The following is a 17,087-nucleotide window of genomic DNA, read 5'->3' on the forward strand; positions in this document are numbered from 1 at the left end:
ACACGGAAAAAGGACAATAATAATGGCATATAAAGTGATTATACTCTATCGACTTTATATGCCATCTTACTTTGTAGGGACATTTACTGAATATCCCTGGGTGAAATTCCGAAATATTATGTATCTTAGCCATATCTTTGTTGGGGGATTTACCCCGTTTTGGTCGTCAAACCTTATTTTCGGGTGAATACCTAAAGATACAAAAAAAACAACTAATTCACAATAATTTGTGTATGAATTAGTTGGCTAATTTAATACTATTTACTGAATGTCCCTAGGTAGGGATATTCAGTAAATGTCCCTAAAAATAAGATGGCATATGAAGATAATAGACTATAATCACTTTATATGCCATCTTTATTGTCGTTATTCGTTGTTTTATCTTCTTTTCATTTAAAAATTGAATAGAGGAATCATTGTGGCTATTTCAGCACTTGATGTTCAGTTCGTTCAAAATCTTACGCATGGCTTCGAATGTCTTGATACGTGTGGGAACCAAGGGAAGGCGTAGCTTGTTTTCTATCATGCCCATGGCATTGAGCATCGCTTTCACGCCGGCAGGATTGCCGTCCACAAAGAGCAACTTGAACAATTCGGCAAACTTGTGGTGAATGGTCAGCGCATTGGCATAGTCACCCTGGAGCGCTAGACGCACCATGCGGCTGAATTCACGGGGGAACGCATTGCCGATAACCGATATGACACCAACCGAGCCCAAAGTAATCAAAGGGAAGGTGATTCCGTCGTCGCCTGATATGACATCGAAGTTGGCGGGCTTATTCTTGATGATGTCGTCCATCTGGGTAATGTCGCCCGAGGCTTCCTTGACAGCTATGACATTTTTGAAATCACGTGCGATACGCAGGGTTGTTTCCGCCTTCATGTTCACGCCGGTACGCCCAGGCACATTATAAAGAACAATGGGCAGCTCGGTGGCTTCGGCTATGGCCTTGTAGTGCTGGTAGATACCTTCCTGTGAGGGCTTGTTATAGTAAGGAACGACGGAGAGGATGGCGTCTACACCAGTAAAGTCCTCAGTCTTTAAAGTGTTCACTACAGCACGGGTGTTGTTTCCACCTACTCCCAACAGAATAGGCACTCTGCCATTGACGCGTTCAATGACTTTCTTCTTGATAGTTCTTTTTTCTTCTTCGGTCAGTGTGGGAGTTTCTGCCGTGGTGCCCAATACGCACAAAAAATCCGCATTGTTTTGCAGCAGATAGTCCACCATACGCATCAGAGCATCGTAGTCAACGCTTTCATCTTCTTTAAAGGGGGTAATCAATGCTACTCCCATCCCTTTCAATCTTGTCTGTATCATGGGTCTTTTTACAAGTAATCTCTAATTAAATGACTCGCAAAAGTACGATTTTTTTCGGTTTAGCCTACAAAAATTAGTTATAAAAAAGCTTTTTGCAGAAAAATGTTAGGAAATGAGTGTGAGGAATTCATCTTCATTCATTATTTTTATACCCAGCTTAGTGGCTTTCTCCAGTTTGGCAGGTCCCATATTCTCTCCGGCCAGAATAAAACTGGTTTTGGAGGAGATGCTGCCTACGTTTTTTCCACCGTTTCTTTCGATAAGATGCTTGTATTCGTCCCGTGAATGATGGACAAACACGCCACTGATGACAATGGACTGCCCGGCCAGTTTGTCGGTATATCCGCTCAAATCTTCTGCTGAACGTGCAAATTGCAGGCCTGCCGATTTCAGTCTTTCAACCAGCTCCCGGTTGGACGGATTGGCGAAATAACCGATAATGCTCATCGCTATTTTCTCTCCGATTTCATCGACGTTCATCAATGTTTCCAAACTGGCCTTCTCAATCTCTTCTATGTTGTTGAAGGAGCGGGCTATTTTTTTTGCTACCGTTTCTCCTACAAAACGGATACCCAGTGCGAAGAGTACGCGTTCAAAAGGCACTTCCTTGCTGGCCGAGATGCCCTTGATGATGTTTTCGGCTGACTTCTCTCCCATACGGTCCAGGTTCTTGATGTCGTCCGCCGTCAGTGTATATAAGTCTGCGGTGTCCTTAATCAGTCCCAAACGATAGAACATGTCTACCGTTTCCGGTCCCAGGCCGTCGATGTTCATAGCTTTCCGACTAATGAAATGTTCTATTTTTCCTTTTATTTGAGGAGGACAGGCGGCTTCATTCGGGCAGTAGTGGGCTGCTTCTCCTTCGTAGCGTATCAGCTTACTGCCACATTCGGGACAGTGGGTAATAAATTGCACCTTGTCGCCTAGCAGAAAACCGCGTGCATCCTTATCCACTCCTGTAATTTTAGGAATGATTTCTCCACCTTTTTCTACATAGACCATGTCACCGATGTGCAGGTCCAGTCCTTCAATGATGTCAGCATTGTGCAGGGATGCTCTTTTGACGATAGTGCCGGACAGTTGGACTGGATCCAGATTGGCCACCGGAGTAATGGCTCCTGTACGTCCCACGTGGTAGGTTACTTTGTTCAGTCGTGTCAGGGCACGTTCCGCCTGGAATTTGTAGGCAATGGCCCAGCGGGGAGATTTTGCCGTGAATCCCAGGTTTTTCTGTTGTTTCAGGCTGTTTACTTTCAACACGATGCCATCGGTGGCCACTGGCAGGTTCTTGCGCTCAACGTCCCAGTAGTTGATGAAATCGAACACTTCCTGCAATGTCCGCACTTTCCTCATGCAGTCCGAAATCTTGAATCCCCATTTGGCAGCTTCCTGCAGGTTCTCGTAGTGTCCGTCGCAAGGCAGGTTTTCGCCCAGCAGATAATATAGGTAAGCATCCAGTTTGCGCGATGCAACAATCGTGGAGTTCTGTAACTTCAAGGTGCCCGAAGCTGCATTCCGCGGATTGGCAAACAGGGGTTCTTCCTGCGCTTCTTTCTCTCGGTTCAGCTCTTCGAATACGGCCCATGGCATGAGAATTTCGCCTCTTATTTCAAACGAAGAAGGGTAATTGCCGTGAAGGACGAGCGGAATGGTGCGGATGGTTTTCACGTTGTCCGTCACGTCGTCTCCTTTCTCTCCGTCTCCGCGGGTGACGGCACGTACCAGCTTGCCGTCCTCGTAAGTCAGCGATATGGAAGTACCATCATATTTCAATTCACAGCAAATTTCGAAATCTTCGTTCAGGGCTTTTCTTACCCGTTCATAGAAGTCGGTCACTTCGCTTTCTGAATAAGTGTTGCCCAGTGAAAGCATGGGATACTTGTGGGTCACCTGCTTGAAATTCTTGTTGATGTCGCTGCCCACACGCCGGGTCGGTGAATTGTCGTCTTCAAATTCGGGGTGTGCTTTCTCCAGGTCCTGCAGTTCTCGCATCATGTCGTCAAACTGCTTGTCGGAAATCTCCGGATTGCTCAATACGTAATATCTATAATTGTGCCGGTGCAGTTCGGCCCGCAAATAATCGATTCTTTCTTTGATGTCCATAGTGAAATTCGGATTGTTTAGATACAAAAGTACAGGTTTCTCCCTGAATATTTGTACTTTTGCAAAAAATAAAATCGTATGCGTATAGACATCATTACTGTTTTACCGGAAATGATAGAAGGGTTCTTCAACTGTTCTATCATGAAGCGTGCTCAAAATAAAGGACTTGCCGAGATTCACATCCACAATCTTCGCGACTACACAGAAGATAAATACCGGCGGGTGGACGATTATCCCTTTGGCGGGTTTGCTGGTATGGTCATGAAAATCGAACCGATTGAACGGTGCATCAACCATCTGAAATCAGAACGAGAGTATGATGAAGTTATCTTTACAACTCCCGATGGGGAGCAGTTCAACCAACCGATGGCCAACTCGCTGTCTCTGGCACAGAACCTCATCATACTCTGCGGCCACTTCAAAGGAATTGACTACCGTATCCGCGAACATTTCATTACCAAGGAAATCAGCATAGGAGACTATGTGTTGACGGGTGGAGAACTGGCGGCTGCGGTCATGGCGGATGCCATTGTCCGCATCATTCCGGGAGTCATATCTGACGAACAATCTGCCTTGTCAGACTCCTTCCAGGACAACTTGCTGGCTGCTCCTGTCTATACCCGGCCGGCAGACTATAAAGGATGGAAGGTTCCTGAAATATTACTGTCCGGACATGAGGCGAAAATTAAGGAATGGGAGTTGCAACAATCATTGGAACGTACCCGCCGATTGAGGCCGGATTTGCTGGGTGAGTAAATTGGGGCTTGTATAAATAATAAAAACGGACATCTTGCAAGATGTCCGTTTTTATTATTTATAGAGTATAGTGTACTGACTTTTATACTTCAAGGGCTCCGACAATTTCTTTTACTGACTTGTAATGGTGTCGTTCAAGGTAGTCATTGATGCCTTCCACCACTTTGATGGTGACCGTTGGGTCTATGAAGTTGGCGGTTCCTATCTGGATGGCCGAAGCACCTGCCAGCATGAATTCTACAGCATCCTTCCAGTTCATGATTCCTCCCAATCCAATAACAGGAATCTTTACAGCTTTGGCCACCTGCCACACCATGCGGAGGGCAATGGGTTTGACGGCAGCTCCGGACATTCCTCCGGTCACAGTCGAGAGTACGGGACGTCTCTTCTCTGCATCAATCGCCATACCCAGCAGAGTGTTGATTAACGAAACGCTGTCTGCTCCTCCTGATTCGGCAGCGCGGGCTATCTCCGCAATGTCGGTAACGTTGGGCGAGAGTTTTACAATCAGCGTTTTCTTATAGACAGAGCGGACGGCCTTAACCACTTCTTCAGCTCCCTTGCAAGTAACACCGAAGGCCATACCTCCTTGCTTGACGTTCGGGCAGGAAATATTCAGCTCGATGGCAGGAATCCGGTCCAGCTCGTTGATGATGGAGGCCGTCTCCACATAGTCTTCAATGGCAGCTCCCGATACGTTTACAATCATATTGGTAGGGATATCCTTGATGCGGGGATAGATGTGTTTCACAAAATAATGCACTCCCTTGTTTTGCAAACCTACGGCATTCAACATGCCGGAAGGGGTTTCTGCCATGCGTGGATAAGGATTTCCTTCACGTTTATGAAGTGTGGTTCCTTTTACAATAATACCGCCAATTTGGGATATGTCAATGAAATCTGCAAACTCTTCACCATATCCAAACGTGCCGGATGCTGTCATTACCGGATTTTTCATCTGTAATGCGCCGATGTTTACGCTTAAATCTGCCATAATAGTCTATCTATATTAAATACAGGGCCTTCTTTACATACACACAAATGGCCTTCGGTGGTGTTTTCCACGCAGCAAAGGCAGGCGCCAATACCGCAGGCCATTGTATTCTCCAGTGATACCTCGCAACTGATGCCTTTGCTACGGGCGTATTTGGCTACAGCCATCATCATGGGCTTGGGGCCACAGGTATATATCTGCCTGAAAGTTTTCTTTTCCAATATGGAATGTTGTGTCACATACCCTTTCTCGCCGTAACTGCCGTCTTCGGTGGTGGTATATACATCGCCGTAGGCTGCAAACAAGTCCAGCTGGAGCAAATCCTTTTGACTTCTGGCGCCTAACAGAAAGGTGGGCTTGCTGCCAGCTCCGGCCAACTGTTGTCCCAAGTAGAGCATAGGAGCGGTTCCTACGCCTCCGCCCACCAGTAACAACTCATCTGTAGGATTCTGGGGCATCGTAAAACCGTTACCTAAGGGGAACACGACGTTGAGGGTATCGTTGGCTCTTGCTTCTCCTAAACGTCTGGTTCCGTCTCCAACCAACTGAATCAAGAACCAGATTTCGTTGCGCTGCCTGTCTACAAAGTTGATAGAGATGGGGCGTCGCAAGAAAGTTGAAGGCGAGCCGTCTACTCGGATTTCGGCAAATTGTCCGGGAAGCATGTCGGGAAGTGGAGACGTAGAAGTCAGTTTGAGCAATACATAATTATCATGCAAACGAACATTCTCCGTCACCGTCAGATCTAAAATGTACTTATTCATCATTGATATATAATAGCTGATAATTCTCTCTATGTTATAGTACAAAGATACGGGATTTTGGGTAAAATCCGTTGGCTTGCCTTCTAATTTTCGGGTTTGAATATCTCAAATGTATTATCATCAAAGAAAATCCTTATTTCTGTAATCTTCCTTGCAGGCTTTTCCCTGTACACAATCTCCTGTTTTACAATCTCTTTAGGGGTGTTTGCTGGCTTTTCTATGACCATTTCCTTGCGTTTTTCAGCTTCGCTTGTCCCTTCGGTCGCATTTTTCGTATTCTCAGCAAATAGCGGATAGTCAAATTCCACACCACCAGTTGTTGCATCTCCGGCAGGTTGAGTGGAGTTATTGCTCATGTTTCCTTGTCCGGTCAACAACCATTCCAAGTTGATGTCGCTATAACGCTGATGAAGACGGAGAATGACTTCCGTACTCGGGTATTTGTTTCTGGGACCCAAAATATGGGAAATGGTAGCTTGTGCCACACCGATACTCTCGGCAAATGCTCCTGCTGTCAACCCTTCCCGGTCCATAATCATCTTAAATCTATCTTTTATACTCATCTAGAGGTAATTTTACAAATATAATATATGAATTTACTGGTTACAAAGGTAAACAAATGGAATTACAAATGCAAATATGTTCATTTGCAAAAGTAATATTACAAATATAATAACTACATTTTCGTTTGTAAACACTCGGCAAGGTATCTATATAATAAACGCATAGATTATACTAGAATAAGAAGTTCAACAAATACTCATAATTAGCTGGATATTATATAAATATAATATTGTAAATGTGTAAATTCATGCGTATATTACAAATGTTTGTACCAATACTCCTCTACTCTTTTACTATTTAATTGATTTCTTCCTATTATTTTTTTGGTTATGAACCATATAAGAATTGAATGTGCCATGTATGAAAGGTGCCTTTATAAATGTAATAATGATATGAATATTACGTAAGATTTTGGTATTATAATTGTGATTACTGCTTGTTTATACATGTGTATTACAAACGTAAATCACAAATGTGCTATTAAAAGAGCTGTTTTACTCCTATTATTACATTACTTATGTAAATCTATCAAGCTATAATTAATAATCAATCGGCTTATGAAAGAAATTCGGGTATCAAATTTCCTCCTGGTATTACTTTTTTTAGGATTTTGCGAGCAACTTAGGGTGTAAGGTTGGTCTTAATGGCAAATCCTTGCATTTTTTTCGTGTCTATGGACAGGAGAAAAAGAAAAAAAGATTCTGAGAGGCTTCTTTTCCCATTAAAATATTGTTTACGAGAACTTTACACTCGTTTTGGACGAACGCAACTACTCGTATTTTAGAGAAACAAGGCGTTGGGATAAGGTTAATTCATTGGCTACGCATTTTTGTCTCTTTTGTCGCAAGACGTTTCGCATAAATCGTTTGCACGGCTCGCAACGAACACTTGTACGGTTCGTGATGGATACTTGTACGGTTTATGAGAGAATCCGATGCCGGGGAAGAAGCTTTGCTGTATCCCGCAAACAGGCCTCAGATAAGAAAAGGAAGAGGGTGTGTCAAAACTAAAAGTGAAAGACAACTTGTTATTTTTAGACACGGAATTACACGGAAACTCGCGGATTATTATTCTTCTTTCTCCGTGTTTTTTCGTGTAATTTCGTGTCTGAAGGGAAGCGGTTCCTTAATACGGCACATCTTCCGGATTTCGTTGAAGAGTGGATTGGTCAATGAAGAATCTTGAATACCAGTTCGCGGAGCAGGTCTCCGTCCGTCAACGAAGAATTACCCACTCCCTTCGATTTGGCATCAGTATATCTGATTTCACCGATGATTTGCATGGTCTTAACTCCACTGTATCGCCTCATGGCAGTCAGATATTCGCGAGCCTGCCACGGTGTTTTCAGTCCCAGGAACGAGGCTACTCCCTGTTCGCTCTTTTCAGGCGCATAATAAGCCAGCATCAGATTAGAAAAGAATCCAAAAAGTAAGGATAAAGTCATCTGAATGGGATTATTCTTAGGATTTTCGTCAAAGTATTTTATTATCCTATTTGCTTTCAGAACATCTTTTTCGATTAAAGCGGTGCGAAGTTCAAAGTTGTTGTAGTCTTTGCTGATTCCGATGTTGTACTCAATCTGCTCAGGTGTGATGCGTGTCTGCTTTTTGGGAAGCGTTATGACCAGTTTTTCCAATTCACCTGTCAGACGACTAAGGTCTGTTCCCACAAAATCTGCCAGCATGGAGGTTGCTTTGGACTCTATGTCGAGCCCTTTCCGTTTCAGGTAGGAAGTGATGAAAGCAGGCAGTTGTGCTTCCTTCAGTTTTTTGGATTCAAACAAGACTCCCACCTTCTCTATCTCTGCCGCCAGCTTCTTCCGACGGTCCAATACGCCGTGTTTGTGGCACAACACCAGAATGGTCGATTTCAGTGGCTTCTGCAAGTAATATACCAGTTCCTCTATGTTGCGGACTGATTGAGATTCTTTGACAATGACCACCTGATATTCGGACATCATGGGGTACCTTTTGGCGGCATTAATGATGGTGGCCACATCTACATCAGCACCATATACAACGATCAGATTGAATTCTTTTTCTGTTTCCGTCAGCACGTGTTCTTCTATGTAGTCCGCAATAAGGTCAATGTAGTATGCTTCTTCCCCCATCAAGTAGTAGACGGGGCGATATTGTTTGGCACGAAGCTCTTTCAGGATGTCATCGCACGTGATTTCTTGTTTTCCAACCATGAGATTACCAGTCAAATTTCAGATGTCTAACGGTTTTTTTCTCTTCAATAATCATGCGTAGAGAATTGATGCCAATCTCTACGTGCTCGGTCACGTATTCGCGAGTGACGAGGTCGTCGCTTTTTTCTGTTTTTACGCCTTCGGGAATCATGGGCTGGTCTGAAACCAGAAGCAGGGCACCCGTTGGTATGTGATTGGCAAATCCGCAACTGAACAGGGTGGCTGTCTCCATATCTACCGCCATGGCCCTTGTTTTGCGCAAATAATCTTTAAACATCTCGTCGTGTTCCCAGATGCGGCGGTTGGTCGTGTAAACGGTTCCGGTCCAGTAGTCACGTGCATGGTCACGAATGGCCGATGAAACGGCACGTTGCAGCATGAAGGCAGGCAAAGCCGGCACTTCTGGCGGAAAATAGTCATTTGAGGTCCCCTCGCCACGGATAGCGGCAATGGGAAGTATCAGGTCGCCTATTTGATTTTTCTTGCTTATACCGCCGCATTTGCCCAGAAACAGGCATGCTTTCGGCTGGATGGCACTCAGCAAGTCCATGATGATGGCTGCATTGGGACTTCCCATGCCAAAATTGATGATGGTCATTCCTTCGGCTCTGGCTGACAGCATGTTTGCATCGCGCCCCAGAATAGGAACATTGAATTTGTCAGCAAACAATTCTACATATTTGTTGAAGTTGGTCAGCAGGATGTATTCATCAAAATCCTCCAGTCTCCGTTTGGTGTAGCGGGGAAGCCAATTGGCTACGATTTCTTCTTTTGTTCTCATAAGATTTCATTAAATTTGCGCGTTCAAGCTTCCAGTCGGGAAATCCCGAAAATGCTGGAATACGAAACTTGAATTATTTAACTGACAAATATAGTAAATGTTACCATTAAACCTGCCTGCATTCGACGCTAAAATTACTGTGAGAGACGGAAAAAATGTTATATTTGACGAGATTCGCCGTCGTTATGTCGCCCTGACCCCCGAAGAATGGGTGCGGCAACACTTCATCCACTATCTTATTGCTCATAAGGGTTACCCGAAGGCACTTCTGGCAAACGAAGTGCAGGTTACTTTGAACGGAACCAAGAAACGGTGTGATACAGTGCTTTACAGACGGGATTTGACAGCGCGGATGATTGTGGAATACAAGGCGCCCGATATTGAGATTACCCAAGCTGTTTTTGACCAGATTATGCGCTACAATATGGTTCTGAGGGTAGATTACCTGGTGGTCAGCAATGGGAGGCAGCATTTCTGTTGTCGCCTCGATTATGAACGAAACAGCTATTGTTTTTTGGAGGAGATTCCCGGATACGTTTCCCTTTGATTGGAAAACAAGACAGGCCAAGAAGGAGGAAACAACGTTCCCTTGCCTCTTGGCCTGTCTTTTTAGTTTTTTTTCTGTGGCTAAGAATTATTCGGCATCAGCACTTCTGCGTCTTCTCAACGGTTTTTCCTTTGCCGGTTCTTCTTTGGGTTCCATGTTTACACCTGCCAGTTCAGGGTCAATCAGGATGCGTCCGCAGTACTCACAAACAATCACTTTCTTGCGTGAGCGTACGTCCAATTGTCTCTGGGGCGGAATCTTGTTGAAACAACCGCCACAGGCATCACGTTGTACATACACAATGCCTAATCCGTTGCGGGAATTCTTGCGGATACGTTTGAAGGACTGGAGCAGACGCGGTTCTATTTTAGTTTCCAAATCTTTGGCTTTGTCGCGCAGCCTTTCCTCTTCCTGCTTGGTTTCCGACACAATTTCATCCAACTCGTTCTTTTTTACTTCAAGATCCTTTTGCCTTTCCTCCAGAGTTTTAGCGCTTTCTTCTGCTTCGGCAGATTTTTCCTGTTCCTGAGCAGTGAATTCTTTGATGCGCTTTTCACAAAGTTCAATTTCCAATGTCTGGAATTCTATTTCCTTGCTGAGGAAATCATACTCACGGTTGTTGCGCACATTTTCTTGCTGCTCTTTGTATTTGGCTACCGAAACTTTGGCCGCCTCAATTTCAACCTTCTTACCGGCAATGGAAGTTTTTAATTCTGCCACTTCGGCCTTGATACGTTCAATACGGGTTTTCAGACCTGCTATTTCGTCCTCCAAGTCCTGTACTTCCAGCGGGAGTTCTCCCCGCAATGTCTTGATTTCGTCGATTTTGGACAATGTGGTCTGTAGCTGGTACAAGGTACTCAGTTTTTGCTCCACGGTCAGCTCCTGAGATTCTTTTTTTGTTTCTTTCGCCATTTTTGTTACATGTATTTTATGGGATTCGTATTCACTTTGGTCATCTGAACTTCCAGATTGGGGAACGTCTCCCGGATTAGTGTATAAAAGATTTCTTTTGTATATTGTTCACTCTCGTAATGTCCGATTTCTGCCAGCAGGATATCCGTTTCATGGCCGAAATATTCATGGTACTTGATTTCACCCGTAATGAATACATCGGCCTGGTTGCCGATGGCGAGCGGTATCAAAAAGGCACCTGCTCCGCCACACAAGGCCACCTTCTGTATTTCTCGTCCAATGAGTTTGTTATGTCGGATACATCCCACTTCAAAAGTCTTTTTGATCTGTTTTAAAAACTCCAGTTCTGTTTCCGGAGCATCCAGCTCTCCGATGACGCCTGCCCCGGCCTGCATCCACTCGTTTTTCAACGGAAATATATCGAAGGCCGGTTCTTCGTAAGGATGGGCATTCAGCAACGCTCTAAGGACCTCCGCTCTCCGATAGGCAGGCAGAATAATTTCAATGCGTATTTCCTTCTCAGTGTGAAATTCCCCGATGTTACCGCAAAAAGGGTTTGTTCCCTCTCCTGCTCTGAAGGTTCCTTCTCCGCTTGTATTGTAGCTGCATTGGTCATATTTTCCAATACACCCTCCTCCTGCTTCAAACAAAGCCTCGCGTACCCGATTTGCTTCAGCTTCCGGGACAAAAGTCACCATTTTCAGCAACATGTTTTCTTTGGGTTCAAGAACACGTACATTCTTCAAACCGATTTTCTCGGCCATTTTGAAATTGACACCTCCCCAAGCATTGTCCAGATTGGTATGAGCGGAATAGATAACTATTTCGTTTTTAATGGCCTTCAGTATGCAGCGTTCCACATAATCTTTGCCGGTTATGGACTTGTAGCCTTTGAAGATAAGCGGATGGTGTGAGATTACCAGATTATATCCCAAGGCAATGGCCTCGTCCAGCACAGCTTCAGTAACGTCAAGACACAATAAAGCCCCTGTTGCTTCCGCATCTGTTAGTCCAATTTGCAAGCCGGCATTGTCAAATCCGTCTTGCAAAGGCAGAGGCGCGAACCGTTCAAGGGCGCTTACGATTTCCTTTATTTTCATTTCAACGGAGAAATTTGCTTGCAAAGATACTAAAAAGCCGTGAATCACAGTGCTGTTTTGTTTTTTTTTTGCAAAATAGCTTCTATGACACAGATGTTGCTTGCCCTTCTTTCCTTACCTTTGCAGGGTCAAATTGATTTAAAATTCAAGTTTCGGTTTTACCGGAACTTGAAGAAGTTAGTAGGAGTTATCGCCCGCCTTGAGTCGGGCTGAGGAGTTAAAGGTCAATAGAAAGTAAATGGTTTACAAAGTATCGGCTTTACTCTTTAACTTCTTAACTACTTAACTACCCAATGAATATTTTAAAAAGAAACTTTAGTAAAATAAAAAAAATAATGGACGAGCATACAAAGTTAAATTCGATACGTTTTGTCTCTTTAGGACCGGGAGATCCGGAGCTGATTACTGTGAAAGGGCTGAAGGCATTGCAGGAGGCCGATTGCATATTCTGTCCCGAGACAGTTACACGGCAGGGGGAAGGGCTGTCGAGAGCAGCAGACATCATGCTTGAGCTCGGCATAGATAGTCGGCATTTCTACCGTTTCAGCCTTCCTATGGACAAACGGCGCGAAAAAGCATTGGAAGCATACGACAAGGTGTGCGTCGAGGCAGCCAACCTATGGAAAAAAGGATTAAAAGTCTGCTTGGTAGCAGAAGGAGATGCGGGCCTTTACTCCTCTGTACATTACGTTTATGAGAAACTGGACTCGGAAGGAATCCCCGTGGAGCACATAGCCGGCATACCTGCCTTTATTGCGGCTGGAGCCTGTGGAGGATTGCACATTGTCAGCCAGGAAGAGCGGCTGATGGTCGTTCCCGGTGTCGTGACAGCCGATGAAATCGGTAATTTTGTGGGAAACGGACATGCTGTAGTTATCATGAAGTTGTCCCGTTGTAAAGAAGAGATTAAGCGGTGTCTTCAGTTGCATCCGGAATATGATTATCATTATTTTGAAAATGTAGGGCTTCCCAATGAAGTCTGTTTGCAGGAAACGGAGCAGATTGAAACAGCGGCTTTCCCCTATTTTTCGCTTCTGATTGTCCGACCCAAAGCATCTTAAAACTTTAAGTTTCGGTTTTACCGAATTGAAAATCGGCGAAGCCAAACTTGCAGGAGTTAGAGGAGTTAGAAGAAGTTATCGCCCGCCAGGGCGGGCTAAGGAGTTAAAGGCCAATAGACCTGTTACTACCAATTTTTCCTTTTGCAAGACTGTCGGCTTTAACTTCTAACAGAGCAAAGCGAAGTGATAACTTATAACTTCTTAACTTCTAACAAAATATCGAACCCGAAACTTGAGTTAAAGCTGATTTAACTTAAGTTTCGCAAGTGCTCAACTTGCTAGTTGACAAGGCTTCAGTCAACAAGTTTACAAGGCTGGAATGCCCTGTTTGACCAAATGCCGCTTGGAACGGCTCGCTACAAACGCCTTGTCAACTCGTCAACTGCAACTTGAGCTTGCGAAAGTTGAGTGATTTAATACAATTTCGCATACCATAGGCGGCGTTTTTAGGGAAAAGAACTACCTTTGTCCCCTAATAAATCATTAAAGCAGAGACAGACATGAAAAAAATTGCTTTGTATATGTTGATGCTCGTTTTGAGCATCGGCTATGTAGCTGCCCAAGGAAAGGCAGACATCAAGTTTGACAAGACCACTCACGACTTCGGCACTTTCTCTGAGAACGATCCGGTTGTAAGTTGTGTTTTTACATTCACTAATGTGGGAGACGCTCCGCTGGTCATTCACCAAGCAGTGGCCTCTTGCGGTTGTACAGTTCCCGAATATACCCAAGAACCGGTTTTACCAGGCAAGAAAGGTACTATCAAGATAACTTACAACGGTACGGGAAAATATCCCGGACATTTCAAGAAATCCATCACGTTGCGGACTAACGCCAAGACAGAAATGATGAGAATTTACGTCGAAGGAGATATGACGGCAAAAGATGCAAAATAATTTGCCTTTTGGCATGAAAAAAAAGGAGAATTCTATGGGATTCTCCTTTTTTTTTGCTTTCTTTGAGAAATTTTTCATCGCAACTTGCAAGGTTGCGCCTCGTTACCCTACCAAATGGGTGTCTTAACCTTTAAATTAGAATCATTTAGAACCAAATTTGGGACATGAAACAAGAAGAAGAGAAACTGACCGGATTGCCGGAAAACGCTTTTCGGGAACTGAAACCTGGTGAAGTTTACAATCCGCTGATGAGTCCGGACAAAAAATATCCTGAAGTAACGCTTTGGTCTGTGCTTTGGGGCATCGGAATGGCCATTCTGTTTTCCGCCGCCGCCGCCTTTTTAGGATTGAAGGTCGGGCAAGTTTTCGAAGCCGCAATTCCCATAGCGATTATCGCTGTCGGTGTTTCCGGTGCGGCAAAGCGTAAGAATGCGTTAGGAGAAAATGTTATCATCCAATCTATCGGAGCCAGTTCGGGTGTCATAGTGGCTGGTGCCATTTTTACTTTGCCGGCTTTGTACATCCTTCAGGAAACCTATCCTGAAGAGATTACCGTCACCTTCATGCAAGTGTTTATCAGTTCCTTGCTGGGCGGAGTATTGGGTATCCTTTTCCTGATTCCCTTCCGTAAATACTTTGTCAGCAACATGCACGGCAAATATCCTTTTCCAGAGGCTACTGCCACGACTCAGGTACTTGTTTCCGGTGAAAAGGGCGGAAATCAGGCTAAATCCTTGTTGGCAGCCGGACTGGTGGGAGGTCTATATGACTTTATTGTGGCCACATTCGGTTGGTGGAACGAGAATTTCACGACCCGTGTCTGCGGTTTTGGAGAAATGTTGGCCGAGAAAGCCAAGCTGGTATTTAAAGTCTATACAGGAGCTGCAGTGTTGGGATTAGGATATATTGTGGGACTGAAATATGCTGCCATTATCTGTGCTGGTTCACTGGCCGTTTGGTGGATTATCATTCCCGGCATGTCGCTCATCTGGGGTGGTGACGTACTGAACCAGTGGAATCCTGAAATTACGGCAACAGTAGGAAGCATGTCGCCCGAACAGATTTTCCAATATTATGCCAAGAGCATCGGCATTGGTGGTATAGCCATGGCCGGCATCATCGGCATCATCAAGTCATGGGGCATCATTAAGAGTGCTGTGGGATTGGCTGCCAAAGAAATGGGAGGAAAATCGGAAGTAGACTCTAACGTCAAACGTACGCAACGGGACCTCTCCATGAAGATTATTGCAATCGGATCGATTGTTACCCTGGTGTTGGTTTTACTCTTCTTCTATTTCGACGTGATGCAGGGTAATGTTCTTCACACCATCGTCGCCATCCTTTTGGTGGCGGTCATTGCTTTTTTGTTTACGACCGTTGCTGCCAATGCCATTGCCATCGTGGGAACTAACCCAGTGTCCGGCATGACGCTGATGACCCTGATTCTGGCTTCTGTTGTCATGGTTGCTGTGGGGCTACGCGGTCCTGGCGGCATGATGGCGGCTCTGATTATGGGAGGCGTAGTATGTACAGCCCTATCCATGGCCGGCGGCTTCATTACCGATTTGAAAATTGGCTATTGGCTGGGAAGTACCCCCATCAAGCAGGAAACCTGGAAATTTCTGGGTACTGCCGTTTCTGCCGCTACGGTAGGTGGCGTAATGATTATCTTGAACAAAACATACGGTTTTACCAGCGGACAGTTGGCTGCCCCTCAGGCTAATGCGATGGCTGCCGTGATAGAACCCTTAATGAATGGTGTGGCTGCGCCGTGGCTGTTGTACGGCATAGGTGCCATACTGGCCGTCATCCTCACCTTCTGCAAGGTACCGGCATTGGCTTTCGCGTTGGGCATGTTCATTCCGCTGGAGCTCAACATTCCGCTGATTGTGGGTGGAGCCATCAACTGGTATGTGACGACCCGAAGCAAAGACGCCTCGTTGAATGCTGCACGTGGGGAGAAAGGAACGCTCATTGCTTCCGGATTTATTGCCGGTGGCGCTCTGATGGGTGTGGTCAGTGCTGCCATGCGATTTGGAGGTATCAATCTGATAAACAATGAGTGGTTGCAAAATACGTGGTCTGAAGTCTTGGCTTTGTGCGCTTACGCCATCTTAATCATTTATTTTATCAAAGCTTCAATGAAGGTGAAGTAACAGATTGAACATCAATATTCTGTGTTGATAATTTTATATCTCTCTAATTCCATATTAGTATGAAGAGAATTTTTTTTCTGGCTTTTATATTTCTTTCAACTATGGTATTTGCACAGAAGGCTATCGAGTTACCTTTGTGGCCTAATGGCATGCCCAACACTAATGGGCTGCCATGCGATCAGGAAGATTTGGACGGAGGTCGTGTCGCCCATGTGGTCAATCCTTTCATAACCGTTTATCAGGCGGGCCGGCCCAATGGAATGGCCATTATCATGTGTCCCGGTGGGGCGTATGCCCGTTTGGCTTTGGGCCACGAAGGACACGACATGGCTTCTTGGTTCAACACACAAGGCATTACATACGTTGTTTTAAAATATCGTATGCCCAATGGACATCACGAAGTCCCTCTTTCCGATGCAGAACAGGCCATCCGGTTGGTACGTAAGCATGCTTCCGAATGGGGCATCAATCCGCATCGGGTAGGCATCATGGGCGCATCGGCCGGCGGACATCTGGCTGCTTCACTGGCTACACTTTGTATAAGTGAAGATACCCGTCCTAATTTCCAGATTCTTTTTTATCCGGTCATTTCCATGTTGAAGGAGGTGACTCATGGTGGTTCCCGTCAGAATCTGATCGGTGACAATCCCAGCAAGGATTTGGAAGACAGATTCTCGTTGGAAAGACAAGTTTCCGCCCATTCACCACAAGCTTTCATCATGCTTTCGGGAGATGATGCAACTGTACCTCCCATCAACGGCATCGGATATTACTTGGCTCTGTGCGAGCAGAAAATTCCCGCTACGCTTCATGTCTATCCCACAGGCGGGCATGGATGGGGATTCAGAGATGATTTTACTTACAAACGTCAATGGACCGGCGAACTGGAAAAATGGTTACGTGACGGTTTGATATTCAACGATTAAAATAAAACAATG

Annotated in this window: 15 protein-coding genes; 6 read left to right on the top strand and 9 right to left on the bottom strand. The window is 45.0% G+C overall.

Translation table 11 applies throughout. The annotated features are described in order from the left end of the window. Window positions 1-427 precede the first annotated feature (427 nt). Together dapA and ligA are read right to left on the bottom strand one after the other, a co-directional pair. Window positions 428-1,321 (bottom strand): 4-hydroxy-tetrahydrodipicolinate synthase, encoded by an 894-nt coding sequence (dapA, locus tag Q1Y74_RS02565; protein ID WP_300812154.1) that lies wholly within the window; start codon window positions 1,319-1,321, stop codon window positions 428-430. Window positions 1,322-1,426: 105 nt separating this feature from the next. Then, window positions 1,427-3,424, bottom strand: a complete 1,998-nt coding sequence (ligA, locus tag Q1Y74_RS02570; protein ID WP_300812155.1) for an NAD-dependent DNA ligase LigA — start codon at window positions 3,422-3,424, stop codon at window positions 1,427-1,429. 78 nt (window positions 3,425-3,502) lie between these two features. Here ligA and trmD point away from each other — a divergent pair, with 78 nt between their 5' ends. Further along, window positions 3,503-4,180, top strand: a complete 678-nt coding sequence (gene trmD / locus Q1Y74_RS02575) for a tRNA (guanosine(37)-N1)-methyltransferase TrmD (RefSeq protein ID WP_300812156.1) — start codon at window positions 3,503-3,505, stop codon at window positions 4,178-4,180. A gap of 82 nt (window positions 4,181-4,262) precedes the next feature. Here the strand turns inward: trmD and Q1Y74_RS02580 are convergent, their stop codons facing one another. From Q1Y74_RS02580 to Q1Y74_RS02600, 5 genes are all read right to left on the bottom strand, one after another. Then, window positions 4,263-5,174, bottom strand: a complete 912-nt coding sequence (locus Q1Y74_RS02580) for a dihydroorotate dehydrogenase (RefSeq protein WP_300812157.1) — start codon at window positions 5,172-5,174, stop codon at window positions 4,263-4,265. After that, window positions 5,162-5,938 carry a dihydroorotate dehydrogenase electron transfer subunit gene (locus Q1Y74_RS02585; protein WP_300812183.1) on the bottom strand — a complete coding sequence of 259 codons (777 nt, stop codon included), beginning with the start codon at window positions 5,936-5,938 and terminating at the stop codon, window positions 5,162-5,164. The genes Q1Y74_RS02580 and Q1Y74_RS02585 overlap by 13 nt, the downstream gene beginning before the upstream one ends. 83 nt (window positions 5,939-6,021) lie before the next feature. Next, window positions 6,022-6,501 carry a helix-turn-helix transcriptional regulator gene (locus tag Q1Y74_RS02590; RefSeq protein ID WP_300812158.1) on the bottom strand — a complete coding sequence of 160 codons (480 nt, stop codon included), beginning with the start codon at window positions 6,499-6,501 and terminating at the stop codon, window positions 6,022-6,024. 1,169 nt (window positions 6,502-7,670) lie between these two features. After that, window positions 7,671-8,693 (bottom strand): DNA polymerase III subunit delta, encoded by a 1,023-nt coding sequence (gene holA / locus Q1Y74_RS02595; protein ID WP_300812159.1) that lies wholly within the window; start codon window positions 8,691-8,693, stop codon window positions 7,671-7,673. A gap of 4 nt (window positions 8,694-8,697) precedes the next feature. Beyond that, the gene (locus tag Q1Y74_RS02600) at window positions 8,698-9,474 is read right to left on the bottom strand and encodes an AMP nucleosidase (protein WP_300812160.1); all 777 of its coding nucleotides are present in this window, start codon (window positions 9,472-9,474) and stop codon (window positions 8,698-8,700) included. A gap of 97 nt (window positions 9,475-9,571) precedes the next feature. Here Q1Y74_RS02600 and Q1Y74_RS02605 point away from each other — a divergent pair, with 97 nt between their 5' ends. Next, window positions 9,572-10,021 carry a type I restriction enzyme HsdR N-terminal domain-containing protein gene (locus Q1Y74_RS02605; protein ID WP_300812162.1) on the top strand — a complete coding sequence of 150 codons (450 nt, stop codon included), beginning with the start codon at window positions 9,572-9,574 and terminating at the stop codon, window positions 10,019-10,021. 87 nt (window positions 10,022-10,108) lie between these two features. Here Q1Y74_RS02605 and Q1Y74_RS02610 read toward each other — a convergent pair whose 3' ends face one another. Next, a complete protein-coding gene (locus Q1Y74_RS02610) occupies window positions 10,109-10,936 on the bottom strand; it encodes a C4-type zinc ribbon domain-containing protein (RefSeq protein ID WP_300812163.1) in 828 nt (275 codons plus the stop codon). A gap of 5 nt (window positions 10,937-10,941) precedes the next feature. Continuing rightward, window positions 10,942-12,036, bottom strand: a complete 1,095-nt coding sequence (locus Q1Y74_RS02615; protein ID WP_300812184.1) for a Nif3-like dinuclear metal center hexameric protein — start codon at window positions 12,034-12,036, stop codon at window positions 10,942-10,944. Window positions 12,037-12,371: 335 nt separating this feature from the next. On the opposite strand from Q1Y74_RS02615, the gene Q1Y74_RS02620 reads away from it, so the two are divergent. The 4 genes from Q1Y74_RS02620 to Q1Y74_RS02635 all read left to right on the top strand — a co-directional run bounded on the left by Q1Y74_RS02620 (window position 12,372) and on the right by Q1Y74_RS02635 (window position 17,075). Beyond that, on the top strand, window positions 12,372-13,097 hold the full coding sequence (locus Q1Y74_RS02620) for a precorrin-2 C(20)-methyltransferase (protein WP_300812164.1): 726 nt from the start codon (window positions 12,372-12,374) through the stop codon (window positions 13,095-13,097). Window positions 13,098-13,597: 500 nt separating this feature from the next. After that, entirely contained in the window at window positions 13,598-13,993 is a 396-nt protein-coding gene (locus tag Q1Y74_RS02625) for a DUF1573 domain-containing protein (protein ID WP_300812165.1), read from the top strand. A 164-nt stretch (window positions 13,994-14,157) separates the two neighbouring features. Continuing rightward, a complete protein-coding gene (locus tag Q1Y74_RS02630; protein ID WP_300812166.1) occupies window positions 14,158-16,149 on the top strand; it encodes an oligopeptide transporter, OPT family in 1,992 nt (663 codons plus the stop codon). 59 nt (window positions 16,150-16,208) lie between these two features. Further along, window positions 16,209-17,075: an alpha/beta hydrolase gene (locus tag Q1Y74_RS02635; RefSeq protein ID WP_300812167.1), complete on the top strand. Its 867-nt coding sequence runs from the start codon at window positions 16,209-16,211 to the stop codon at window positions 17,073-17,075. Window positions 17,076-17,087 lie beyond the last annotated feature (12 nt).

The organism is uncultured Bacteroides sp., from assembly GCF_949298305.1.
Lineage (GTDB): Bacteria > Bacteroidota > Bacteroidia > Bacteroidales > Bacteroidaceae > Bacteroides.

Bases quoted from the DNA above. Each gene is read 5' to 3' on its own strand.
- Q1Y74_RS02615 (WP_300812184.1), bottom strand. From the start codon at position 12,036: ATGAAAATAAAGGAAATCGTAAGCGCCCTTGAACGGTTCGCGCCTCTG.
- Q1Y74_RS02600 (WP_300812160.1), bottom strand. From the start codon at position 9,474: ATGAGAACAAAAGAAGAAATCGTAGCCAATTGGCTTCCCCGCTACACC.
- ligA (WP_300812155.1), bottom strand. From the start codon at position 3,424: ATGGACATCAAAGAAAGAATCGATTATTTGCGGGCCGAACTGCACCGG.
- Q1Y74_RS02585 (WP_300812183.1), bottom strand. From the start codon at position 5,938: ATGAATAAGTACATTTTAGATCTGACGGTGACGGAGAATGTTCGTTTG.
- Q1Y74_RS02620 (WP_300812164.1), top strand. From the start codon at position 12,372: ATGGACGAGCATACAAAGTTAAATTCGATACGTTTTGTCTCTTTAGGA.
- trmD (WP_300812156.1), top strand. From the start codon at position 3,503: ATGCGTATAGACATCATTACTGTTTTACCGGAAATGATAGAAGGGTTC.
- Q1Y74_RS02580 (WP_300812157.1), bottom strand. From the start codon at position 5,174: ATGGCAGATTTAAGCGTAAACATCGGCGCATTACAGATGAAAAATCCG.
- Q1Y74_RS02610 (WP_300812163.1), bottom strand. From the start codon at position 10,936: ATGGCGAAAGAAACAAAAAAAGAATCTCAGGAGCTGACCGTGGAGCAA.
- Q1Y74_RS02625 (WP_300812165.1), top strand. From the start codon at position 13,598: ATGAAAAAAATTGCTTTGTATATGTTGATGCTCGTTTTGAGCATCGGC.
- holA (WP_300812159.1), bottom strand. From the start codon at position 8,693: ATGGTTGGAAAACAAGAAATCACGTGCGATGACATCCTGAAAGAGCTT.
- dapA (WP_300812154.1), bottom strand. From the start codon at position 1,321: ATGATACAGACAAGATTGAAAGGGATGGGAGTAGCATTGATTACCCCC.
- Q1Y74_RS02635 (WP_300812167.1), top strand. From the start codon at position 16,209: ATGAAGAGAATTTTTTTTCTGGCTTTTATATTTCTTTCAACTATGGTA.
- Q1Y74_RS02605 (WP_300812162.1), top strand. From the start codon at position 9,572: ATGTTACCATTAAACCTGCCTGCATTCGACGCTAAAATTACTGTGAGA.
- Q1Y74_RS02630 (WP_300812166.1), top strand. From the start codon at position 14,158: ATGAAACAAGAAGAAGAGAAACTGACCGGATTGCCGGAAAACGCTTTT.
- Q1Y74_RS02590 (WP_300812158.1), bottom strand. From the start codon at position 6,501: ATGAGTATAAAAGATAGATTTAAGATGATTATGGACCGGGAAGGGTTG.